The following is a 22366-nucleotide window of genomic DNA, read 5'->3' on the forward strand; positions in this document are numbered from 1 at the left end:
GCAAGACACACTCAGTCCGCTTGACAGATGGCGCGCTCGCCCGTGGAGTGCGCTCGCACAAGGGGAAACACCATGGCGCGCGCGCCGGACAAGTTAAGTGACATGGCTGCGCCACCGCGCCCTGGCCAAGAAGGGCCATTTGAAGGCTATCATCTCGGTGCAGCTTATGACGAGATGTTTGACGCCAAAGGCGATCCCCGCCCAGGCTGGGCCGGGCTTTACAATCGTTTGAGCCAAGCCACACCGCAGAGCCTACGCGACCTGCAAGCCAATATCGACCGCACCTTCATGGCCCAAGGGGTTACGTTCACAGTCTATGGCCATGAAGATTCGACAGAGCGGATTATCCCCACTGATATTTTGCCGCGCATCATCCCAGCGGCCGAATGGGACAAATTAGAGCGCGGCTTTAAGCAACGCCTAGAAGCTTTAAACCTGTTTTTGGCCGACATTTACGGCGATCAAGCCATCATCAATAATGGCTATGTGCCGCGAGACCTCATTCTAGGCTCGTCCAATTATCGTCGCGAGATGTTGGGCGTTGAAGTGCCGCACGGGGCCTATGTCAACATTTGCGGCACGGACGTCATCCGGCGCGAAGATGGGGCTTATGTGGTACTCGAAGATAATCTTCGGGTACCCTCAGGTGTCTCTTACATGTTGTCTAACCGCGATGCGGTTAAACGCGCATTCCCAGACCTTTACCGTGCCGCGCGCGTGCGCCCGGTTGAATCCTATCCTGACGACTTGCTGGCCATGCTGAAGAGCCTCGCGAGTGAGTATCAGCCAGATCCAACAGTGGTGGTGCTCACGCCCGGCGTCTTTAACTCTGCCTATTTTGAGCATGCCTTCTTGGCGCGCTTGATGGGAACGCCCTTGGTGGAAGGGCGCGATTTGGCCATTCATGACAATGTCGTTTACATGCGCACAACATCTGGCTTGAAGCGGGTAGACGTCATTTATCGCCGTGTTGATGACGCCTTTGTCGACCCCCTTGCCTTTCGTCCGGATTCTACCCTTGGTGTTGCTGGGCTTATGAATGCGTATCGCGCCGGCAATGTGGTAATCGCCAATGCGCCAGGTGCCGGTGTCGCCGATGATAAGGCGGTCTATGCCTATACCCCGCAAATCATCAAACATTATCTCGACCAAGACCCAATCATCGACATTGTTGAAACCTTTTTGTGTCGAGAGAAAAGCCAGATGTCGCATGTCTTGGCCAATCTCGATAAACTTGTCGTCAAGGCGGTTGGCGAGAGCGGCGGCTATGGCATGTTGATCGGGCCACATGCCACCAAAGCCCAAATTGAAGAATTTGCCGCCAAGATTAAGGCCGACCCGGACAATTATATCGCCCAACCCACCATCTCGCTGTCGACGGCACCGACCTATATTGATGGGGCGGTTGAGACGCGCCACGTCGATTTGCGACCCTTCATCCTCTGCGGTGCCAAAATGACGCTAACTCCGGGAGCTCTGACCCGTGTCGCGCTGCGCAAAGGCTCGCTGGTGGTGAACTCAAGCCAAGGGGGTGGCTCCAAAGATACATGGGTCCTGTCGGGGCCAAGTGATGGGCGGGCACGGTCATGATGTTATCGCGCGTTGCAGACAGTTTTTACTGGATTGGCCGTTATACCGAACGGGCGGAGCATGCTTGCCGTGTGCTGCAGATCACTTTGACTGCGGGGCTTGAGGCAGGTGCCGAAGAAGCGGAAATCACCACCGAGCGCGCGATGCGGGCTTTGGGTGCTGCGCCCATGGCAGCGCGCATGGATGCGCTAGAGGAAGCCCGTCTTCTGACCTTTGGCGGCAAGGGCGAGATTTCTTCCATCCACACAGCTGTATTCGCTGCACGCGAGAACGCCCGCCAAGTGCGAGATCAAATCACCACCGAAATGTGGGAACGGTTAAATCGCCTCTATTTTCGGGTGCGTGAGACCGCGGCCAAACGCAATTTCAATCAAATCGCGGCAGGCTTCTTTGAAGAGACCATCAATGACCTGCATGCCTTTAAAGGCATTGTTTCGGGCACTATGAGCCATGGTGAAGGTTTCCATTTTTTATCGATGGGTCGCGCCATTGAGCGGGCGCAATTAATTGTTCGCCTACTTGATCTGCATTTTGGTGAAAAACAGGCGGCAATCGGTGATTTCGGCTGGGTGCAGCTTTTGCGCATGTGCTGTGGCTTGGAACCGTATTTGCGGGTGAAGACTGCGACGTTTCGACGTGATCAAATCGCAGACTTTCTGGTCTTGGACCCGTACTTCCCGAGGTCGTTGCGCTTTTGTGCCAATACGATTGCCGAACATATTGATGCGGTTGGCGCGCTGGCTGATGAGCGCGCACGCGAAACCTGCACCCGCTTATCAGGCAGGCTTGCAGCCCGCCTAAACTTCGCCGTGCTAGAAGAAGTAACCGGAAAGAGCGGACAAGCCTTTATCGCGCAAGTCGCCGATGATTGTATCGCGATCTCAGATGCGGTTCACGCAGCCTTTATAAGCTATTCTTTGGCAGATCGCCTGCCCGGGACCAGCACATTGGGAGTGCGTTGATGCGCCTCGAGATTACGCATGAGACCCGCTATACCTATTCTGCCCCCGTCCGTGAAAGCGTGATGGAGTTATGGTTGCAGCCCCTAACGCTGCCGATGCAACGCTTGGTGGGCTTTGATATTGTGACCGAACCACGCGCCAAAATGATGACCTATCGCGATTGGCTGGGCAATATCGTCTATCATTTTGATGTCCCCGCCAAGCATACTGAGCTTGTGATCCGATCACGCGCGATGGTTGAAACCTATGAGAGGACCGAACCCCTTCCTGCCAAAGTTGACCCAGGTGCTTGGGCACATTTGCGCAGCGATGAAGTTCGCAGCCGCTATTACGACATGATGCGTCCATCGACCTTTGTCGACGGTTCAGGCCACCTAGAGACCTTTATGCGTGAGCACGATCTTTTGGCTTTGCCACCTGATCCACTAACGGGTCTCAGAGTTTTGAACCGTGAAATCTACGGGGCCTTTGATTATTTGCCAGGCTTTACCGCCGCCGATAGCCCGATAGATGCAGCGCTTGAGCACCGCAAAGGTGTCTGCCAAGACTTTACCCATATCATGCTGGCAGTAGCCCGCCATTGGGGGATCCCATCGCGTTATGTATCCGGCTATCTCGCCCGTACCGAACAGGATACCCAAATCCGCTCGGTGCCAGATGCCTCCCATGCTTGGGTGGAATGTTATCTGCCAGAGCAAGGCTGGGTCGGCTTTGACCCAACCAATGACATGCTGGCCAATGAGCGCCACGTGGTTGTTGCCTACGGTCGCGACTATGCCGATGTGCCCCCAACCCGTGGGGTTCTCAAAGGCGATGCCGACAGTCTGCTGGAGGTCGATGTTCATGTGCGCCAGGCAGAACGCCTCTCTTTAGACAGCGATTTTCTAAAAGTCGTGCGCTCACCGCGCACGCGGCCCGACCAGTTTATTGCGGCAACCAAGCCACAGAGGTCGATTGCGCTTGAAATGCAGCACCAGATGGAGCAGCAACAGCAATAAAATTGCAGTAACTAAATACCGGGCTTGAGCCGCCGGATTTAATTGGCGCACGACGTGCTCTCATCGAAAGAAAGCTAGGATAGCCGATTTCAGGATACGCGCCTGAGGTGAAAACTCAAGATTTTCCAAGTTAGCGCTGTCAAAGTGATTTTCCCCAAAACCCACATCGCTCCGGAGTTTTATTGCACTATAATCAATGCAGTAAAATGAAAGATTAGTCAGCAGCCTGTCTAGATGGCACGACATTTTCCCCAATCAGGTTACCAAAAATTATATCATTTCTGAATGGAAAATGAACAGGGGCAACATGGCGAATTCCCCAGATGAGTGAATCAGGGTTCTACCCTGCGATTACTTAAATCAAATAATAAATGAGAATGATTAGCAGGAAAATCGCCATTCCCAGAGGTTCTCCTGTGGTAACATGTGCAATTTAGGTCTTCTCATTAGAGCGACGCAATGTAAAAGCAAAAAAACGAATTTTAAAGGTGGAGGATTGTGTATGCCACAAGGTAAGTTGAGTACTCGGCCCGCGGTCGCCGCTCAGGACCGTGCTGAGCGAATTCTTATCGAAGCTACGCGATTATTTACCGAAAATGGTTATGCAGGCACACGGATGTCTGACATTGCATCCGCAATTGGCGTAACAAAGCCGATCGTCTATCGTTACTTTGACTCAAAGCAGGTATTGTTTGAAGCCTTGGTGCGGCGCGTTTTGGCGGACCAAATCGAAGGCGCATGCCGTTTGATCGACGAACATCGTGGTCCGACTAAGCCCCTGTTGAACCAATTGGTCCGCGACGCCCGCATTGCTTTGAGTGCGCCTGGTGCGCTCGCGCCATGGCGGATCGCTGTGGGTGAAGCAGATCGTTTCCCTGATCTAGCCGCCTTCTTGCGCCATGGCTTTATCGATCCTGTCGAGGCATCAATCAAGAATTTGTTCGAGCGCTCTCTGGCAGCTAATGAGACCCAGGGTGCCAATGCTGCCACGCTGACGCGATTGTTCTGTGCACCGATTGCGGCCGTGGCCATGATGATGGCAACCTTTGGCGAAGCCGAAGAAGCGCAGTTTGATGTGGATGCCTTCTTAGCAGCGCATGTTGAGGGCTTCTGGCGCGGCTGGGCTGTAAAGCCCTAGGGCCTAGCGGCCTAGGCGGCGCTCCCAATGCTTGGCAAGGCGCAAATAACGGTAAAAAGCGTAATTCATGGCCGTCATGAAACCATAAAGGCCGCGCACAAAATGGCGCCGCGTGACATAAGCCTTTAAGAAAGCAAGCGGGAATTCCACCACTAAACGCAAGGCACTAATGTTGCGACCTTTGCGGTCTAAGTCATTCGCTTGCATATCCGCATAAGCATTTAACTTGATCAATTCGTGACCCAACGAGCGGATGGATCGATGCTCAATTACGCCAACAAGCCGCTTAATCGGTGTACCTTTAACAATATCCACCCGATCATGTACCGGCGAGGCTGAGTAGCGCCCGACCGTTTTGTGGTAGAATCGAACCGGGCTTAAGCGAAAGGCCCAAGGATGGGGGCGAGCTTCGCCGGGAAACATCTCAATGATGTCGGTTTCATAACCGCAAGGTGCCAGATCAGGTTGGCTGAAGACCGTACGAATAGCATCTGCCAACTCTGGCGTCACAACCTCATCGGCATCGACATTAAGCATCCAGTCATGGCGGCATTGATCTTCGCCGAATTGCTTTTGCAAACCATAACCCGGCCACGGATTAAAGATTACGCGTGCCCCCAAGCCTTCTGCGAGCTCTTGTGTGCCGTCGGTGGAGCCAGAATCAATGACCACAATATCGTCTGAAAGGCCACGCACAGACTCAAGCGTGGGCCCAATGCGATCAACCTCATTTTTGGCAATGATAAAGATCGACAGGGGAAGTGACATTGCGCGAATCCTTTAGGGCACCTATTCCCCTAGCAGAGGGCGAATATGCTCGTCGAGATGGATGGCTAGACAAGGCTTATGAGCTTCTCCACATTAGGAAACCGGATACAGGGTTCTATGTGGGGGGCTCAGCCCTCCTCGTGCTTGATGGGGGGAATCAGTCTCAATGCCCTGCCGCGTCAAAAAAGCCTCCTTACCTGTTCGCTACTTGATTGACTTAGTCGGGCCTGAGGCTGCACGAGATTTGTTTAGCCTCTCGGCTCTCGAATGGCCAGGTGCAGACGCCTCGATCTCGTTTGAGCAAACCTGGACACTCCTCAATAATAACATTCGCCACAAGCAAGAAGAAACCCACAGCCTCGCTACGCGGCCGCATCGCTTTGGAACGTTTGAAGTTTTGGCCTCAAGTATGAGCCAAGCTGATGACTTCGGCGACGGTCTGAGGCGCTTTCAAATTGCCTCAGAGTTATTCAATTCTGAAATCATCCTACAGATTGATATGACTCGCAGCGGCTTGCGTCTTGCGGTCACCTGCCCCTCGATGGGGCACCCCTCTGGAGCGCTCTACAGCGAACTTTGGATCATGGTGCTTCATTGCCTGTGCCTGTGGCTGACGGGCGAAGCCATTCATGTCCGCTGGATTGAACTGCCCCGGGGTGGAGCCGACGATCTAGGAACTATGCTGGGACTGCTTGATCGACCCATGCGCCTCGGCAACGCAGACGCGGTCGTAATCGTTTACATGGCAGAGGCAGCTTCTGCTAAGCTTCTGCCCCGCAAGATCCAACACTATGAAAGTGAAGCCGAAGCGATCTACAGGCGGCTGGCGAACGCCGCGTACCCACCGAGTAGAACGACTCCGGATCAGGACTTTGTCGACTTAGTCACAAAAGCCTTTGATTCTGGCCAGACCCATCAAAGTAGCATCGCCCGGCAATTGGGCGTAAGCGCAGCCACGCTACGCCGACATTTAAGTTTTCGAGGAACTTCCTTCCGCAGCCTTCTCGAAGCCCACCGACAGTGCCATGACCAAAGCCATAGTGCAGCACATGTTGTCGGCGAAGAGGCCGCCCATCTCTTGGGCTATTCTGACAGTCGAAGCCTCCGCCGCGCGCGGCAAAGATGGCGGAACCAAGCCCTCGAGCAATCCCATAATTGAGCGAAAATGTCCGCATCACCTAAACGAAAGCGTCCTTCCCGAAGTCTGTAATCGCCCGCACTCTCTCAAGAAAAACGTGAGGGGAAATGCGATGAAGACCAACCTACCAATCAGGCGCACCGGCTTAGTTCAAGGCACTGCATTGACACTGATCGCGTTAGGCGTGGCGGCAGGGCCAGCCTTGGCGCAGGAAGCAATGGAACCCGAAACCATTGTTGTGACCGCGCAAAAGCGCAGCACAATTCTGCTCGACACGGCCGAAACCTTAACAGCAATTGCGGGGAATGACTTGCGCATGACGGGAGGCGCAGGCTTCGCGGACCTCGGTGCCCAAGTACCAAGCCTCGCTTACACGTCGAACTTTGGCATCAGCCAAATCTATATTCGGGGCGTCGGTAACTCCTTTTTCAGTCCAGGTGGTGACCCTGGTGTCGCGCTACACAGTGATGGTGTCTATTTGTCGGACCAAGAGGCGACTGGGGTCGCCTTTCTCGATATCGCGCGGGTTGAAGTGCTACGTGGGCCGCAGGGTGCTCCTTATGGCCGCAATGCAACGGGTGGAGCAATCAACTTGGTGTCTAAGCGGCCGACAGAGAATTTTGAAGGCGAGGCCGTATTGACCGCAGGGGACTTTGGTCGGCTCGAAGGGGCCTTAACGCTATCCGGCCCAATCACGGCCCGCGTGCGGGGTCGCTTGGCGGTTGAACACAAGGCCCTCGACGGTTTTGCAAGCAATACATTGGCTGCAGGCCCTGATCACTTTGATGATGAAGGCCTGACCTCTATGCGGGCTCAAATCGAAGCTGACATAGCCGGTGGCATCCTGCGCCTCGTCGTTTCCGGCCTCAAGCAAGACAACAATGGCCCAGCGCTTAAGATCCTACCAGATGTCTTCCCACAACCGGCTGAGTTTCTTTATGGCGTCAAGCCGCCTGCGGCACCGCGGATCCTAACTTCCGAAATTGGCACCAACGAGCGGGAAGTCAAAAGCTTGACTGGCGTTTATGAGCGCAGCTTTAAAACGTTTGAATTAACCGCGATCGCCGATATTCGCTCGAGCGACCGCGCGATCACATTTGACCAAGACGGCACAGCCCGCCCGGTGGCTGTCACGACACTCGACACCCAAAGTGAACAGAAAAGCTTGGAAGTCTATGCCGCCTCTCAAAAGGGCAGCCGTCTTGAATGGTTGGTTGGGGCGACCGCTATGCAGTTCGACCAATCCCGCGTGACAACTGTACCCGGCCAGCTGCCGGGTACTTTTTTGAACCCGGTCCTACCCCTCAACTTCCCAATTCCATTTCGCTTTGCAGGCGGGGGCGACCTCGTTTCCAACTCATGGGCGACTTATGGAGAACTCGGGCTTAAACTGAATGATCAGGTGACCGTTCGCGGTGGTATCCGGTACAACTCCGACGAAAAGAGAATAGATGAATTCCTCGACTTTTTCAGCTCGACAAAGGGATCACAGTCGAAATCTTGGTCGAAAGTTTCTGGAAAAGCGACTGCAGAGTGGCGACCACAAGAACGCATCCTGGTGTATGGCTCTGTCTCTTCTGGGTTTAAGGCGGGGGCGCTTAACTTAGGCGCATTTACACCAGCTGTTCGACCCGAAACGATTGAAAATGCGGAGTTGGGCTTCAAGCTAACCGGAAGCGGCAAACGCCCATCACTTTCCCTTGCTATCTTCAACAGCAGCTATCGTGACCTCCAAGTCGTCCAGATCGGGCCTTTGAGCCAAATTCTTGCCAATGCCGCGGAAGCAACCATCCAAGGGATCGAAGGCGAAGCCAGTGTCCGGCCATCAAAGGAACTGACCCTTTCGGCCAACTTCTCATACCTAGATGCGAGCTTTGATCGCTTTTCAACAACAGACCCCCGGCGCGGCTTTGCGGCCTTCGACTTGAAGGGAAAGACGCTGCCACTGGTCAGCGACTTCACCGGCGGGGTTCGGGTGCAATGGCGCAAGCCGCTTGCTAGCGGTGCTGTGGTGATGGCCAGTGGCGTAGCGTCGTGGCGATCAGACTTCTATTTCACTGAATTCAACACCCCGGACGCCTTACAAAAGGGCTATGGAAAAGTGGATATTGGCGTGAGCTGGACCTCGCCTAGTGGGGCCATGACCTTGTCTGCCTATGGCCGCAATCTGACCGATGAGACGACCTTGTCCAGCATGTCTGTGGTGTCGCCGCTCTTGGGTTCCTTACGCGTTGCCTCCTATGATCCGCCGCGTCATTTTGGCGTGTCGATCGCGCGAAGCTTCTAAGGAATATCACCTATGTCAAACCCAACCCGGTCCGCCTTACTGAATGGCATGTTTGAACATCTGGCCACGCCGCCGGATGCCGCGGACCCGATTGAAGCAGCGCGCAAGCACGCAAATTTCTATGGCCGTGGCGAGGTAGGCCAGGGTCTAGCCAAATGCGGGCATGAATCAGTCGTCATCGGCCAGATTGCCGGTGAATGGCTGGTCCCACCTGATATGACTCCCGGTCATCGCATCGTGCATTTGCATGGTGGAGGCTGGATTGCAGGGTCGCTTTCTAGCCATCGGGCAATGCTAGCCGAATTGGCGATGACAACCAGATGTGCGGTGCTTGCGATTGACTATAGCCTTGCGCCAGAGGCACCCTTTCCTAAAGGCCTAATGGATTGTGTTGCAGCGATAGGCTTTGCTGCCGGAACAGGCCCGGAAGGCCAAAAACCGGCAAGGGGACTCTATGTTTCAGGGGATTCCGCTGGCGGGAATCTGGCTGCGGCGAGTGTCATCCAGATTAACCGAACGGGGGGACGAATACCGGATCGGCTGGTTCTGATGAGCCCATTTTTGGCAACATCCGCCTTGCCAGCGCGCCTAAGTTGTCCTTCTCGCGATCCAGTGGTCAGTATTGAGGGCATGCAACATGTTCGGAGCGTCTATGCTGCAACGGCTGCGTCAAGTGATGCCTTGGTTGAACCACTCTGGGCCACACCAGCAGAATTAGCGGTCTTTCCGCCGACCCTAATACAGGTCAGCAGTGCAGAGACGCTGCGGGATCAAGCCATCGCATTTGCCGATGCGCTTTGGGCAGCCAATGTGGAAGCGCGTCTAAGTATTTGGCCCGGCTTGCCCCATGTCTGGCAGCTATTTGTCGCATCGAGTTCAGATGCCCGCGCAGCTTTGGATGAAGCGGCGCAGTTTTTAGGAGCAAACTGATACCCGACCCTCGCTTCGATCGGCCTATCGCCCTACATAGTGGCCATGAGCGAAGATCGTGAGCGCAATCGATTAAGTGGCCGGCTGAGCCGTGCTGCCCGTGTTGGGGTCAATATGGGTGCGGCTGCGGCCACCTTTGGGGCCCAAAGGTTAGTAGGCGGCAGCGATGCGGACAAGACGATCGCCATGGCCCTGCGTCAAGCGCTTGGCAAAACACGCGGCCCTTTGATGAAGGTGGCGCAGATTCTGGCGACGATCCCTGACTTTCTGCCGCCCGAATATGCTGAGGAATTAGCCGCCCTCCAATCCAATGCCCCTGCCATGGGCTGGCCCTTCGTCAAACGACGCATGCGCGCTGAACTAGGACCTGAGTGGGAGAGCCGGTTTGCCAAGTTTGAGCGTGAGGCGGCCCATGCGGCTTCCCTCGGCCAAGTTCACCGGGCCACCTTGCATGATGGCCGTCTGGTTGCCTGTAAGCTGCAATATCCAGATATGGCGAGCGCAGTTGAGTCTGACGTCGCGCAGTTAAAGTCTCTACTCAGCCTATTTCGGACGTTTGAAAAATCGCTTGACCCCAGCGAGGCGGTTGAGGAAGTGACCGACCGCTTACGCGAAGAGCTCGACTACATGCGTGAGCGCCAGCATATGCGTCTTTATGGCGATCTCTTAGGTAGCCAACCCGATATTGCCTGCCCACAGCCGATTGACGAGCTGTCAACCGGGCGGCTTTTGACCATGACCTGGCTTGATGGGGCACCGCTATTGACCTTTAAGCAAGCGCTTCAAGAAGAGCGTGACCGCATCGCGACCTTATTGTTCAAGGCTTGGTGGGTCCCCATGATGGCAACCGGGGTCATCCATGGCGACCCCCATTTGGGCAATTACTCTCTGACGCCGGGGGCTAACCGCCTCAATCTGCTTGACTTTGGCTGCGTTCGCATTTTCCCACCCCGCTTTGTGGCCGGTGTCGTGCAGCTTTATCTGTCGCTGGAGCGCAATGACTTTGACGGCACCATGGCAGCCTATGAAATTTGGGGATTTAAGGGACTTACGCGCAAACTAGCTGAAGTTCTAAACCTGTGGGCCCGGTTCATTTATGCGCCCTTGCTTGATAATCGGGTGCGCACCGTGGCCGATGGAATAGCGCCTGGCGACTATGGACGCAAAGAAGCGTTTGAAGTGCGTAATCTCTTGAAAGAGCACGGTCCCGTGACCATTCCGAGGGAGTTTGTGTTTATGGACCGCGCCGCCATCGGCTTAGGTGCGGCCTATTTGCATTTAGGGGCAAAGCTCAATTTCTATGAATTGTTCCAGAACTCGATTGCAGGCTTTGATGAAGCTGCCCTGGGTATTCGGCAAGATCAAGCACTTCAACGCGTCGGTCTGCGCTGAAACCGATCGGCGATTGACGCTAGGTCACGACTTGCCCAAGCGCGCGCCTTAGGCCAAGTCAAAGAGATGACCGAGGCCAGCCCACACAATCTTGTTCGTTCCGAATTATCCTCCGTGCCAGAAGTTGCTGACGGCAGCCGCGATAAAGGGCCACTAGAGCCCTATGGTGGGGAGCGCCCCCCATATCCAGCTTGGGCCTTGGACGCCATTGCGCATGCACCTGAGATCACGCACTTCTACGTTGAAGGCGCGAAGATCGAAGTCTTGATGTGGGGGCAGATTGGCCAGCCAGGCGCATTACTCTTGCACGGCAATGGGGCTCATGCGGGTTGGTGGAGCTTCATTGCGCCCTTTCTCGCCAAGTCCGGCTATCGGGTGGCTGCACTTTCCTTTTCCGGCATGGGCGGATCAGACTGGCGCGAAACCTATACGATGGATTTGTTTGCCGACGAAATATTGGGCGCATGTGCCAATGCAAGCTTGGCTGTGAGTGGTCAGCCCCCTGTCGTCATCGCTCATTCGTTTGGTGGCGTGCCCGCTATCTATACCGCGCTGAAGGCACCCCAGAAGGTTGGCGGACTAATCTTGCTCGACAGCCCAATCGAACCCCCAGGCGAAGAGTGGAAGGGCCCGCCAAAGCGAACAGCCCCCAATCGAATTTACCCCACGCTTAAGGATGGATTGGCGCGCTTTCGCCTCGCACCACCGCAGTCGTGCGACAACCATTGGGCCTTGGATCACATTGCGCGGGGCTCACTCAAGCAGGTGGAAGGTGGTTGGACTTGGCAGTTTGATCCATTTTTATGGAATAGTTTCACGCCTATGGTCATGTCGGAACGCGCCAGTCGGCTAAAGGTCCCCACCATCGTTATGCGAGGTGGTAACTCATTTTTGATGGAGGACCGCATCTTCTCTTATATGAAGACGATTTTCCCAACCGGCACGGGCTTTGTCACCATTCCAGAAGCACAGCACCACCTGCCATTAGACCAGCCTCTGGCCACGATTGCCGCATTGGAATCCAGTTTGGCTGGCATCTCCATCTTGCCTAAGACCCCGATGCGCGGCTAAGAGGGGCTAACGGAGAGTTCATATGGCCAGCCACGACGATCACTACACCCCCGGCGAAATGGATATCGCAGAGCAATCTGCCATGTATCAGTCGTTTTTGGTTGCGACCCAATGGGGCTGTGTACTGATCGCAGCGATGGTGGCCTGTATGGCCTTGATCTGGGGTGCAGATGTGCCTTGGCTGCAAGCGGTGTTGGGCTGTGGTGCATTGTCGGTTGTTGCGGGTCTCGCCATGAAAATGGGTGGGGCGTTCACAATTACCTCGGTTTTGATCACCATCATCGGACTCATTTCGGGTGGCATCTCGACCGTTGTTGGCATGTTCATCTAGAGCGCCGCGCGAGCTGTAAGGGCTAGCCGCAAGGATAGACCGGAAAAGTCGCTCAAAAAGTCCCCTACCAATGCAGGTTAAGGACTGGCCTTTTGGCCAGAACCGGTTTTAAGTCTGACCGAAGCCATGGAGCCGTGTATTGGCCAAAGTACAGATTGAAATAAATGGACGTCGATATGCGATTGGCTGCGATGAGGGCCAAGAAGAGCATGTGATGCGCTTGGCGCGTTATTTTGACGAGCATGTAAAGCGTTTGGCGAGTTCTGTCGGACAAATTGGGGATCAGCGCCTTTTCTTAATGGGTGCATTAATCGTTGCCGACGAGATGCATGATTTAAAAGTTAGGCTCGACAAGGCCGAAGCGGAAATCGCCCGGCTGAGTGACGTGCGCGCCCAGGCCGCCCAAGCCGCCCAAGATCCATCCCCCGTTACAGCGCTTGATGGCGCTGCGGGCCGTCTAGAAGCCTTAGCAGCCCGGCTCGAGCAAGCTTAATCCTGCTTCTTATCCGTCGGGGCCAATCGCCTCGCGCAAGAGGCTGTCGCCCGCAGCTTCTTCCAAGATGTTTTCTAGGGCCTGCCCATTTACAGGCACTTTGCCGATTTCCAGCATGAGTGGTACCGCAAAAGGCGAAATCCGGGTCAGTTTCTGATGACGGACTTGACCGACGATACGCGCTAAACATTCTGACAAGCGCCGAATGTCCAAAAGACCTTCACCGGCTTCATAACGAGCGGCCTCCAACAAGACATGATCGGGTTGATGGCGGCGGAGCACGTCGAAGATCAAGTCCGACGAAAAGGTTACTTGCCGCCCTGTCTTTTGTTTGCCGACTTGGTTTTGCTCGATTAGGCCCGCGATGACCGCGCAATTCCTGAAGGTCCGCTTCATCAGAACGCTTTCCTCAAGCCATTCTTCCAAATCGTCTCCCAGCATGTCTTGGTCTAAGAGCTTGTCCATATCCACACGAGACATATCCTTCAGTCCCCAGACTGATATCGCATAATCATTGGCGACAAATCCCAAGGGGTCCAATCCCAATCGTTCCAGGCGGCGGGTCAGCAACATGCCGAGTGTTTGGTGGGCGAGACGGCCTTCGAACGGGTAAATTGCGAGATGGAACCGATTACCCCGGGCAAAGGTTTCCACCAGGATTTCATCCTCCCGGGGTATGACCGAGAAGCAGTCCTGCAACTGCAACCATTCCTGCAGTTGGGGATGCAGGTTCGACCAATAGCTTTTGTTGGCAATCATCGTGCGCACGCGTCCCGCCAGATAGGTGGAGAGGGGAAACTTGCCACCAGCCCAAGATGGCACTTTTGGTGATTGATCTTGCGCCTTGCTGACAAGGCAATCCGTGCCCGAGACGCCCTCAAACCGCCAGACTTCGCCGGCGAAGAGGAAAGTGTCGCGCGGCGAAAGCCCATCCACGAAATATTCCTCAATCTCGCCAACAATGCGACCACCAACAAAGGCACTGCCGGATGTGGGCGTCCCTGGCCGACGGGCGCGATTGGCTGAAACCTGACGAACTTTCAAAACAGGCTCTGCCACGATGGAGCCCACATTGACTCGCCAAGCCCGCGCGACATCGCGATTGCGGCATAAGTGGCGGCCTTGGCTATCCCGGATCAAGCGTGCAAAACGGTCATAGGACTTTAACGCATAGCCGCCATCGGTCACAAAGCCCAAGACCCGATCAAATTGCTCACGCGGGAGCAGATAATAGGGGCCAGCCGATGTCACTTCCTGATAGAGATCGTCGGCATGGAAGGGCGCGCCCACAGCACAGCCCATGATATGCTGCGCCAAAATATCGATTGCGCCGCGTCGTGGAACAGGTCCATCAAGATGCTGGGCCAGAACCGCGTCGCGTGCCGCCTGACACTCCAGCATTTCAAACCGGTTTGTCGGGACCAGAACAGCCTTGGAGACCTCATCGAGGCGATGATTAGACCGACCAATTCGTTGAATGAGGCGCGAGGAGCCTTTTGGTGCCCCCATCTGAATGACCAAATCGACATTGCCCCAATCAATGCCAAGATCGAGTGTGGAGGTACAAACGATGGCGCGCAGACGGCCTTGCGCCATGGCTTCCTCCACCTTCCTGCGCTGCGAGACATCGAGTGAGCCATGGTGCAACGCGATGGGGAGATTGGCGTCATTGATTTTCCAAAGCTCTTGAAAGGCCAATTCTGCTTGGAAGCGCGTATTCACAAAGACCAAAGCCATTTGGGTGCGCTGAATGGTCTGATAGACCTCTTGCATGGCATGACGACCAGTATGTCCCGCCCACGGAATACGCTCTTCCGACAAAAGCATCGAGACATCCGGCGACGTGCCTTTTGGGCCCCGCACAATACGGGCAAAGCGGGCCTCAGACCTCGCCTGTGGGCAGATCCATTGCGCCAATGCCGCTTCATCAGCCACCGTTGCGGATAGGCCTGTACGACGCGCTGTGGGTGCAAAGCGCTGAAGGGCTGCCATGCCAAGCGCCAAGAGGTCCCCTCGCTTCGTTGGAGCTAAAGCGTGGGCCTCATCAATGATGATCCGCTTCAACCCGGCGAACAGGGTCGGTGCGTCTGGCATCCCGACGAACAAGGCCACTTGCTCTGGTGTGGTTAGCAAAAGGTCCGGCGGATCATAACGCTGACGCTGGCGCTTGGTGGCGGGTGTATCGCCCGTGCGCGTCTCGACTCGAATGGGCAGACCCATCTCGCTGATTGGGGTCATCAGATTGCGCTCGACATCCACGGCCAAGGCTTTGAGTGGCGAGATATAGAGCGTGTGCAGGCCTTTTGGCTCATTGTGCGGTTTGGCGAGGTCAATCAGACTGGGCAGAAAGCCCGCCAAAGTCTTGCCTGCCCCTGTTGGTGCAATCAGCAGGCTGTGATCTCCAGCTTGATCGGCGGCCAAAAGCTCTAATTGGTGGGCACGCGGTATCCAACCTCGTCGCGCAAACCAAGTCTGAAAGGCGGAGGGTAAAGACGAGGCACTCATGGCTTCGTGGGGGGTTCCCCGCCGTCAGACGACTTGCGTCCCATCGCCAAAATCTGCCCGAGGACCGAATTGGTTTGCACCGGTCCAAAACCAACTTTCTCGGCGCGGGGTACAGCCGGCCGCCGTGCCGTACGCCACAAGACCCATGGCACCATGATGGCCGAGACGACACCGGCTTGCCAAAAGATTGATAAGGCACTGCCAGTCACTTCCACCAACAAGCCACCGATGGCTGGCCCGACGATGGTCCCCGCCGCCCACACAAACAGCAGGCCAGCGCTCGCAGCTGGTAATTCTGATCTGGGGGTGCGATCCCCCAAATGGGCAACAGCAATGCCATAGTAAGACAAGGCCCCCGCCCCCCAAATTGCAAACAAAATGGTATTGAGGGTTAGCGAAAGCTCTGCTCCAACCGTTGCCAGCACAAAGGCAGCAATTGCTGGAACGCCAATCAGGGTCGCCAAAACGATGCGACGGTCCATCTGGTCTGACAAGCGGCCTGCATGCCACTGCACCAAAAGAGAGCCGATCCAAGCTGCTGCTTGGAAGGTTGCAGCCGCTTGTGGCCCGCCGCGCTCACTTGCATAAAGTGGGGCGAGAGACAGCACCGCCCCATTGACGAGGCCCGAGCCAATGGCTGCCACAAAGGCTGCCGGTGCAAGCTTGAATAGGCGCGAAGGCAACATGCGCAAAACCGTAGCCGGTGGGGGTGGCGTTGTGTCGGCAATTGAAATTGGCACAAGCGACAAAGCGAGGAAGGCCGCAGCGGCCATGATCGGCCCAGCCGCATTTGGTTCTGGATGGGTAAAGCCAATGATGAAGGGGCCCGACACCAACCCCAGCTTCGTACACAGCATGTAAAAGCCCGTCACATCACCACGGCGGGCATTCGGGATGGCAGCAGCCATCCAACCTTCAGCAGCCGCAAACATCACCGCAATTGCGGCCCCAGCCACTAATCGACTGATCGCCCAAGCCCAAGCTGAATCGCTAGCATAGAGCAAAAGCGTGGTAACGCAGGCAATAGATGCTGCGGCAGCATACGTGCGTATGGCCCCAATCGCGCGTAACATATTGGGCGCAAACCAAGCCCCGGCCAAAAAGCCTAGCCCGTAGGCTGAGGCAACCAAGCCGATCTGACTGCCAGTGAAGTGAAGTGCCTGCATTTGCAGCGGCAGCCAAACGCTCAAAAGGCCACCTGCAATCTGCAGCAAAGTCTGCCCCCCAATCAGAGAGGCGACATCTCGCATCGGATTACCCCGAGGCGCTTCTGATGGCAGGGAAGCTAGATCGCTCATAAAACCACGATAAGCCGTGATGGGCTATAGGGCCAGAATAAATCCACACCAAGACAGGGCTTTGTTCACACCCTAGCAAGGTAAGATCAGGCAAACTGGAGTCTGGAGTTGTTCGATGCCTGTGTCTCTACCCAAGCTTAAGCCTGCCAACTTTGCCGTGGGGATCTTGCCTGCCCTCTTGATCGCGGCATTGCTCAACCTGTCTGCTGAGGCCAAACCCAAAAAGCCAACCGGTCTTCGGGGCGGAACGTCTGAGGCTTCGACAGCGGCAAATCCAGCGCAAATTTGGCTTGGCCAGTCAGTCTGGCGGGCAACCACCTGCGACAAGAAAGAGAACTTCCAGACCTTCAGCTTCAACCCGACGCCACAGGTCGAAGTCGGCTCGGGGGAAAAGGGAGATGGGGAAAAGCTTGAACTGCTTCGGGTCGGCACCAGTGCCGAGGGCCTGATCGAGGTTGAGACACGGGTTTGCGCGCCAGTCGGCTGTAACCAGACTGTTGAGCGCTATAAAAAAATGGGGCCAAACCAGATGCAGGAATGGCACTTTGAAGGCCGCCTGCCTGAGCATCAACCCTATGTGCTCGTGCGGGATGGCCAAGCCGTCGATGGCTCTGGCCCGGGCCGTCTGTTTAAGCGGTGCCCGAATTAAGGCCGGGTCTGGCCTGAACCACGCACAACATATTTGTAGGTCGTTAGCCCTTCCGCCCCAACAGGCCCGCGGGCATGGAGGCGACCGGTTCCAATACCAATCTCGCCCCCAAAACCAAATTCGCCACCATCCGCATATTGGGTGGACGCATTGACCAGTACGATAGCGCTATCAACTTCATGCAAGAAGCGCTCTGCAGCGACCGGATCTTCGGTCACGATACAATCAGTATGGCCAGAACCATAGTGCGCGATGTGGGCCACGGCCGCCTCGATGCCAGGGACAATGGCTACAGACAGAATCGGGGCCAGATATTCTGTCCGCCAATCTTCTTCCGTGGCGGCAGCCATTGGCACAATGGCTTGCGCGGCCGCATCGCCGCGCAATTCACAGCCCTTTGCGGTCAAAGCTTCTGCAATCTGCGGCAATAAGGTTTGCGCAACGGCGGCGTCGATCAAGAGGGTCTCTGTAGAGCCGCAGACACCCGTACGCCGCATTTTGGCATTGAGGGTTAGCGAGACGGCTTTGGCAGCATCTGCCCCAGTGTGGATATAGGTATGACAGATGCCTTCCAAATGGCTCAATACTGGCACGCGCGCTTCTGCTTGGACGCGGCCGACAAGGCTTTTCCCGCCACGGGGAATGATCATGTCAATCGCACCATCAAGGCCAGACAACATGGCACCCACAGCGGCCCGGTCGGTGGTAGCCACCAATTGGATAGCATCTTCTGGAAGCCCCGCCTCTTTCAGCCCCGCACGCAATGCCTTTGTGATTTCGGTTGAACTCCCGAAAGCATCCGACCCGCCGCGCAGGATGACGCAATTGCCCGACCGCAGGCAGAGCGCACCCGCATCAGCGGTAACATTAGGGCGACTCTCATAAATGATGCCAATCACGCCAATGGGAATGCGCACGCGCTGCATATGCAGCCCGTTTGGCCGCGTCCAATCCTTCATGACCTCGCCCAATTGATCAGGCTGACCGGCCACATCCTCGACCGCAGCTGCCATAGCTTCCAATCGGGCAGGGTCCAGCTTCAGCCGGTCCAGCATCGATGGGGACAAGCCATCGGCTACACTGCGGGCCATATCTGTGTGATTTGCAGCCATAATTGCCGGCGCGGCAGCGCGAATGTGGCGCGCCATAGCACTCAAAGCCGCCGAACGAGTTTGTGCGCTGGCTTCACGAACAGCCTTTGCTGCCGCGCGGGCGCGCGCGCCCATGGCTAGCATCAGGGCATCGGGTGTATCCTTGGGTGGAACATGCATATTCATGCCGACAAAATGCCCGCAAGCAGAGCTAAAGACAAGAAGCGGCAGGCCAGATTGTCCACACACGGCTTTGCGACCTAACCTAGGCGTCACGTCGCAATCTGCTTACAGCACAGGCAAAAGGAATGGTTCATGGCTTCTGAAACATTGGGCGGGATGGTCTTTGTCGAGGCCAATGGCCAGCGCCTCGAGACCTTGGTCGCGGGCACAGGCGGAGCGAAGCTCGCCGTGCTCTTGCATGGCTTTCCAGAGTCCAACCATTCATGGCGCTTTCAAATCCCCCTGCTTGTCAAACTCGGCTATGAAGTCTGGGCTCCCAATCTGCGTGGCTATGGTCAGAGCGCCAAGCCACCTCATATGCGCGACTATGCCATAGAGCACTTGATGGAAGATGTGGCCCAACTCATCGATCAGGCAAGCAACGGGCGGCCCGTGACCCTGATTGCTCATGATTGGGGGGCCATAATTGCCTGGGCCTTTGCCGCCTCAAGCCTGCGACCGCTTGAGCGTCTCGTGATCCTGAACGTACCCCACCCGGCGCGAATGGCCGAAGGACTGCGAACCTGGCAACAAATCAAGAAGAGCTGGTACATCTTCTTCTTCCAACTGCCCTGGCTACCTGAGAAACTACTGGCTGCCGCCGGGGCAAAGGCAATTGGAAGGGCTTTTAGCGCTCTGGCGATGGATCAGACCAATTTTGGGCCGGAGATTCTTCAGATCTATCGCGACAATGCGCTGATCCCCGGCGCATTGACGGCCATGGTCAATTATTATCGGGCGGCGGCGCAGACCCCGGGGCTCGCAAACTTCTCGCGAGACAAAGTAACCCCCATCCGTGTGCCCACTCTGATGATTTGGGGCGAAGAAGACCTCGCGCTTGGCGTGGAATTAACCGATGGCTATGAAGGCCTCGTGGAAGACTTGACCTTGATCCGACTGAAAGGAGTTGGCCATTGGGTCCAACAAGAAGCCCCACAAGCCGTCAATCAGCATCTTCGAGCCTGGTTGGCCCAATAGGCGCGACTGCAACAGTCACATCAGCATGATTTCATTCTGATGCGATTTCGGCTAATGCCGCCCATCACTGTCCCATAGGGAGTTCCGGCGCGGTCGCTGGCCTTGTGGCGCAGGTTAAAAGAGTGCCCAAACTATGGCTGATTCCATCAACGTAAATCGTAAAGCTGAACTTCTCTCCAATGTCGTCGAACATGTGGACATTACATCTTATGATGCGCGCCCCATTATCGACAGCATGAAGAAAATGTCCTTCACCAGCCGTGACACCGGTCGTGCGGCTGAGATTTTCAACACCATGATCGCCGATAAGGAGGCATCCGTTTGGTTGACCCTGGCGGGTTCTACCAGCGCCGGCGGCTGTATGCACGTTTATCGAGACATGGTGAAGTACGGCATGGTTGATGCCATTGTCGCAACCGGTGCGTCGATAATCGACATGGACTTTTTTGAAGCCCTCGGCTTCAAGCACTATCAAGCCTTGGAAGTGCCCGATGATGAGACCCTGCGCAGCCTCTACATCGATCGTATCTATGATACCTATATCGATGAAGAAGAACTGCAGGCCTGCGATCACACCATCCTAGAGATCGCTGACAGCTTGGAGCCCAAGGCCTATTCCTCACGCGCTTTCATTGCCGCCATGGGCAAATGGTTGAGCGAAGGCAATGCCAAGAAAGAAGGCAGTCTGATCCAAACCGCTTATGAGTGTGGGGTACCAATCTTCTGTCCAGCCTTTGTCGATAGCTCGGCAGGCTTTGGCTTGGTCAAGCATCAAGTCCAGCGCATGAAAGACAAAAAGCCCTATTTGGTGATCGATGCGATCGCCGACTTCCGCGAACTTACCGACATTAAAATCGCGGCAGGCCGCACCGGCCTGTTCATGGTGGGCGGCGGCGTGCCAAAGAACTTTGCGCAAGACACCGTGGTGTGCGCCGAAATCTTGGGCGTTGAAGCAGAAATGCATGCCTATGCCGTTCAAATCACCGTCGCCGACGTACGCGATGGCGCGTGCTCTTCCTCGACCCTGAAGGAAGCCTGCTCATGGGGCAAGGTTTCGGTGGCGCTTGAGCAAATGGTTTTCGCTGAAGCTTCTACCGTTGTGCCTTTGATCGCTTCAGATGCCTATCATCGCGGCCATTGGAAAGACCGTGTAAAGCCGCGCTGGGCGAAATTGTTTGAGTAAACAATAAGTCCGCACATGAAGGAACGGAAAGGGGCGGCCAATGCCGCCCCTTTTTTGTGTCTATCTATCGAAGTTCACAAACAAAAGGGCCGCTGCAAACCTGCAGCGGCCCCTTCACTTAACCGAAGCTTCTGAGCTTAATCGCCAAGCACGAAGCGAACATCGAGCAAGAAATCATCTGCTACGTTTTCGCAATTCCGGCGAGCTGGCTCGAAGCGCATACGACGCGCTTCACGCTCAACTGCCGACTCGAACACGCCTGGCGGGTTGGCTGAGGTGATAATCACCCCGACAACCGAACCGGTTGCGTCGATCTGCAAGGTTGCCCGGACACTGCCCTCGGTCCCCCGATCCACAGCACGCTGTGGATAGGCCCGCTCCACGTTGAACTCACGCAGTTTGCGGGGGTTCTTCGGTGCCTCGGTGCACGATGGTGGCGGAGGCGGAGGGGGTGGTGCCGGTGGTGGCGGTGGCGGTGCTGGCGGCTGATAATCTGTCAGCGCTGGCGCAGGTGGTGGGGGTGCCTTGACCACAGTTTCGCGGATTTCTTCTACCGGAGGCGGTGGAATGTCCACGATCATCTTGGTTTGGCGCTCCACCAGTGGCGGTGGCGGCGGCAGCTTTTCAGGCGGCGGCGGTGGAGGTGGTGGCGGCGGCGGAGCTTTCTTTTCTTTCTCCGCCTTCACCACGTTCAGATTGTCCAAGAAGTCCGTCACGATGTGCGGGCGTACTTTTGATACACCGTACAAGATACCCGACCAAAGAATGATCGAGATCAAGAGGAACAACATACGATATTTAGCCATATCTCATTGCCCTCCTATCGCAACTGATCTTCACTGATTGCGTCTTCGGCAACCAGAGAAACTTTTTGGAAATTGGCTTCTTGCAGAATCGCCATGGTTTCCATCACCGACGCATATGGCAAGGTTTGATCCGCACGCACCCGAACTGTTTCCAGCAGGCGGTTTGGAGAATCTGGCACATGGAAGGTGATCCGTTCCAACACCTTGGCAGCCAAGGCATCAGGTTCGGTCAACTGGGTATCCACAAAGATTTGCGGCACACCCGTCCCATCGTCGCGAATGTCGACCACGGTCGGGGTCTTTGGCTTCTCTTGCTGCTTTTCAGGCGGCGGAGATGGCGGCGGAAGATCCACCTTCACGTCCGTCGTCGGAATTGGCGCGGCCACCATGAAGATGATCAGCAACACCAAGAGAATGTCGATGAACGGAACGATGTTTGGTTCCGAGCTCGGCTGCAAGTCCTTCCCTTTGCTCCCTCCGGAGAGTTTAGCGCCCATGGTGCGTCGCTCCCTTCAAGCTCAAAGTTCCGGCGACAC

General features: G+C 55.8%; 20 protein-coding genes. 14 read left to right on the forward strand and 6 right to left on the reverse strand.

Annotated features, from left to right (window positions below; translation table 11 throughout):
• Positions 1 to 72 precede the first annotated feature (72 nt).
• From B7364_RS09365 to B7364_RS09380, 4 genes are all read left to right on the forward strand, one after another.
• A complete protein-coding gene (locus B7364_RS09365) occupies positions 73 to 1590 on the forward strand; it encodes a circularly permuted type 2 ATP-grasp protein (RefSeq protein ID WP_408606335.1) in 1518 nt (505 codons plus the stop codon).
• Entirely contained in the window at positions 1587 to 2552 is a 966-nt protein-coding gene (locus tag B7364_RS09370; protein ID WP_085339735.1) for an alpha-E domain-containing protein, read from the forward strand. The genes B7364_RS09365 and B7364_RS09370 overlap by 4 nt, the downstream gene beginning before the upstream one ends.
• Positions 2552 to 3550: a transglutaminase family protein gene (locus B7364_RS09375; protein ID WP_085339736.1), complete on the forward strand. Its 999-nt coding sequence runs from the start codon at positions 2552 to 2554 to the stop codon at positions 3548 to 3550. Before B7364_RS09370 ends, B7364_RS09375 begins: the two co-directional genes overlap by 1 nt.
• A gap of 502 nt (positions 3551 to 4052) precedes the next feature.
• Positions 4053 to 4688: a TetR/AcrR family transcriptional regulator gene (locus B7364_RS09380; protein WP_198534159.1), complete on the forward strand. Its 636-nt coding sequence runs from the start codon at positions 4053 to 4055 to the stop codon at positions 4686 to 4688.
• A 3-nt stretch (positions 4689 to 4691) separates the two neighbouring features.
• Here the strand turns inward: B7364_RS09380 and B7364_RS09385 are convergent, their stop codons facing one another.
• Complete coding sequence (locus tag B7364_RS09385; protein ID WP_085339738.1) at positions 4692 to 5456, reverse strand: glycosyltransferase family 2 protein; 765 nt, start codon at positions 5454 to 5456, stop codon at positions 4692 to 4694.
• A gap of 208 nt (positions 5457 to 5664) precedes the next feature.
• Between B7364_RS09385 and B7364_RS09390 the strand changes: the two genes are divergently transcribed.
• From B7364_RS09390 to B7364_RS09420, 7 genes are all read left to right on the forward strand, one after another.
• Positions 5665 to 6615: an AraC family transcriptional regulator ligand-binding domain-containing protein gene (locus tag B7364_RS09390; RefSeq protein ID WP_232780865.1), complete on the forward strand. Its 951-nt coding sequence runs from the start codon at positions 5665 to 5667 to the stop codon at positions 6613 to 6615.
• A gap of 91 nt (positions 6616 to 6706) precedes the next feature.
• Positions 6707 to 8881 carry a TonB-dependent receptor gene (locus B7364_RS09395; protein ID WP_198534161.1) on the forward strand — a complete coding sequence of 725 codons (2175 nt, stop codon included), beginning with the start codon at positions 6707 to 6709 and terminating at the stop codon, positions 8879 to 8881.
• Positions 8882 to 8893: 12 nt separating this feature from the next.
• Positions 8894 to 9811 (forward strand): alpha/beta hydrolase, encoded by a 918-nt coding sequence (locus B7364_RS09400; RefSeq protein ID WP_085339741.1) that lies wholly within the window; start codon positions 8894 to 8896, stop codon positions 9809 to 9811.
• Positions 9812 to 9856: 45 nt separating this feature from the next.
• Positions 9857 to 11203 (forward strand): ABC1 kinase family protein, encoded by a 1347-nt coding sequence (locus tag B7364_RS09405; protein ID WP_085339742.1) that lies wholly within the window; start codon positions 9857 to 9859, stop codon positions 11201 to 11203.
• A gap of 66 nt (positions 11204 to 11269) precedes the next feature.
• A complete protein-coding gene (locus B7364_RS09410) occupies positions 11270 to 12274 on the forward strand; it encodes an alpha/beta fold hydrolase (RefSeq protein WP_085339743.1) in 1005 nt (334 codons plus the stop codon).
• A gap of 22 nt (positions 12275 to 12296) precedes the next feature.
• Positions 12297 to 12605: an aa3-type cytochrome c oxidase subunit IV gene (locus tag B7364_RS09415; RefSeq protein ID WP_085339744.1), complete on the forward strand. Its 309-nt coding sequence runs from the start codon at positions 12297 to 12299 to the stop codon at positions 12603 to 12605.
• A 139-nt stretch (positions 12606 to 12744) separates the two neighbouring features.
• Complete coding sequence (locus B7364_RS09420) at positions 12745 to 13098, forward strand: cell division protein ZapA (protein WP_085339745.1); 354 nt, start codon at positions 12745 to 12747, stop codon at positions 13096 to 13098.
• A 9-nt stretch (positions 13099 to 13107) separates the two neighbouring features.
• Here the strand turns inward: B7364_RS09420 and B7364_RS09425 are convergent, their stop codons facing one another.
• A complete protein-coding gene (locus B7364_RS09425) occupies positions 13108 to 15603 on the reverse strand; it encodes a ligase-associated DNA damage response DEXH box helicase (protein ID WP_085339746.1) in 2496 nt (831 codons plus the stop codon).
• A complete protein-coding gene (locus B7364_RS09430; RefSeq protein ID WP_085339747.1) occupies positions 15600 to 16901 on the reverse strand; it encodes an MFS transporter in 1302 nt (433 codons plus the stop codon). Before B7364_RS09430 ends, B7364_RS09425 begins: the two co-directional genes overlap by 4 nt.
• 115 nt (positions 16902 to 17016) lie before the next feature.
• On the opposite strand from B7364_RS09430, the gene B7364_RS09435 reads away from it, so the two are divergent.
• Entirely contained in the window at positions 17017 to 17550 is a 534-nt protein-coding gene (locus tag B7364_RS09435; protein WP_085339748.1) for a hypothetical protein, read from the forward strand.
• Here the strand turns inward: B7364_RS09435 and B7364_RS09440 are convergent.
• Positions 17547 to 18785 carry a glutamate-5-semialdehyde dehydrogenase gene (locus B7364_RS09440; protein WP_085339779.1) on the reverse strand — a complete coding sequence of 413 codons (1239 nt, stop codon included), beginning with the start codon at positions 18783 to 18785 and terminating at the stop codon, positions 17547 to 17549. The genes B7364_RS09435 and B7364_RS09440 overlap by 4 nt on opposite strands.
• A gap of 171 nt (positions 18786 to 18956) precedes the next feature.
• Between B7364_RS09440 and B7364_RS09445 the strand changes: the two genes are divergently transcribed.
• A complete protein-coding gene (locus B7364_RS09445; RefSeq protein ID WP_085339749.1) occupies positions 18957 to 19841 on the forward strand; it encodes an alpha/beta fold hydrolase in 885 nt (294 codons plus the stop codon).
• Between the two features lie 133 nt (positions 19842 to 19974).
• Positions 19975 to 21024 (forward strand): 1,9-bis(guanidino)-5-aza-nonane synthase, encoded by a 1050-nt coding sequence (locus tag B7364_RS09450; protein ID WP_085339750.1) that lies wholly within the window; start codon positions 19975 to 19977, stop codon positions 21022 to 21024.
• Positions 21025 to 21161: 137 nt separating this feature from the next.
• Here B7364_RS09450 and B7364_RS09455 read toward each other — a convergent pair whose 3' ends face one another.
• Both B7364_RS09455 and B7364_RS09460 read right to left on the reverse strand, forming a co-directional pair.
• Positions 21162 to 21830: an energy transducer TonB gene (locus B7364_RS09455; RefSeq protein ID WP_085339751.1), complete on the reverse strand. Its 669-nt coding sequence runs from the start codon at positions 21828 to 21830 to the stop codon at positions 21162 to 21164.
• A 14-nt stretch (positions 21831 to 21844) separates the two neighbouring features.
• Positions 21845 to 22288 (reverse strand): biopolymer transporter ExbD, encoded by a 444-nt coding sequence (locus B7364_RS09460; RefSeq protein WP_157893624.1) that lies wholly within the window; start codon positions 22286 to 22288, stop codon positions 21845 to 21847.
• Between the last annotated feature and the right edge of the window lie 78 nt (positions 22289 to 22366).

The organism is Aquidulcibacter paucihalophilus (assembly GCF_002105465.1).
Lineage (GTDB): Bacteria > Pseudomonadota > Alphaproteobacteria > Caulobacterales > Aquidulcibacteraceae > Aquidulcibacter > Aquidulcibacter paucihalophilus.

Excerpts from the sequence above, each read along its gene's own strand:
- B7364_RS09365 (WP_408606335.1), top strand. The coding sequence starts at position 73 with ATGGCGCGCGCGCCGGACAAGTTAAGTGACATGGCTGCGCCACCGCGC.
- B7364_RS09370 (WP_085339735.1), top strand. The coding sequence starts at position 1,587 with ATGATGTTATCGCGCGTTGCAGACAGTTTTTACTGGATTGGCCGTTAT.
- B7364_RS09375 (WP_085339736.1), top strand. The coding sequence starts at position 2,552 with ATGCGCCTCGAGATTACGCATGAGACCCGCTATACCTATTCTGCCCCC.
- B7364_RS09380 (WP_198534159.1), top strand. The coding sequence starts at position 4,053 with ATGCCACAAGGTAAGTTGAGTACTCGGCCCGCGGTCGCCGCTCAGGAC.
- B7364_RS09385 (WP_085339738.1), bottom strand. The coding sequence starts at position 5,456 with ATGTCACTTCCCCTGTCGATCTTTATCATTGCCAAAAATGAGGTTGAT.
- B7364_RS09395 (WP_198534161.1), top strand. The coding sequence starts at position 6,707 with ATGAAGACCAACCTACCAATCAGGCGCACCGGCTTAGTTCAAGGCACT.
- B7364_RS09400 (WP_085339741.1), top strand. The coding sequence starts at position 8,894 with ATGTCAAACCCAACCCGGTCCGCCTTACTGAATGGCATGTTTGAACAT.
- B7364_RS09405 (WP_085339742.1), top strand. The coding sequence starts at position 9,857 with ATGAGCGAAGATCGTGAGCGCAATCGATTAAGTGGCCGGCTGAGCCGT.
- B7364_RS09410 (WP_085339743.1), top strand. The coding sequence starts at position 11,270 with ATGACCGAGGCCAGCCCACACAATCTTGTTCGTTCCGAATTATCCTCC.
- B7364_RS09415 (WP_085339744.1), top strand. The coding sequence starts at position 12,297 with ATGGCCAGCCACGACGATCACTACACCCCCGGCGAAATGGATATCGCA.
- B7364_RS09425 (WP_085339746.1), bottom strand. The coding sequence starts at position 15,603 with ATGAGTGCCTCGTCTTTACCCTCCGCCTTTCAGACTTGGTTTGCGCGA.
- B7364_RS09430 (WP_085339747.1), bottom strand. The coding sequence starts at position 16,901 with ATGAGCGATCTAGCTTCCCTGCCATCAGAAGCGCCTCGGGGTAATCCG.
- B7364_RS09435 (WP_085339748.1), top strand. The coding sequence starts at position 17,017 with ATGCCTGTGTCTCTACCCAAGCTTAAGCCTGCCAACTTTGCCGTGGGG.
- B7364_RS09440 (WP_085339779.1), bottom strand. The coding sequence starts at position 18,785 with ATGCTAGCCATGGGCGCGCGCGCCCGCGCGGCAGCAAAGGCTGTTCGT.
- B7364_RS09445 (WP_085339749.1), top strand. The coding sequence starts at position 18,957 with ATGGCTTCTGAAACATTGGGCGGGATGGTCTTTGTCGAGGCCAATGGC.
- B7364_RS09450 (WP_085339750.1), top strand. The coding sequence starts at position 19,975 with ATGGCTGATTCCATCAACGTAAATCGTAAAGCTGAACTTCTCTCCAAT.
- B7364_RS09455 (WP_085339751.1), bottom strand. The coding sequence starts at position 21,830 with ATGGCTAAATATCGTATGTTGTTCCTCTTGATCTCGATCATTCTTTGG.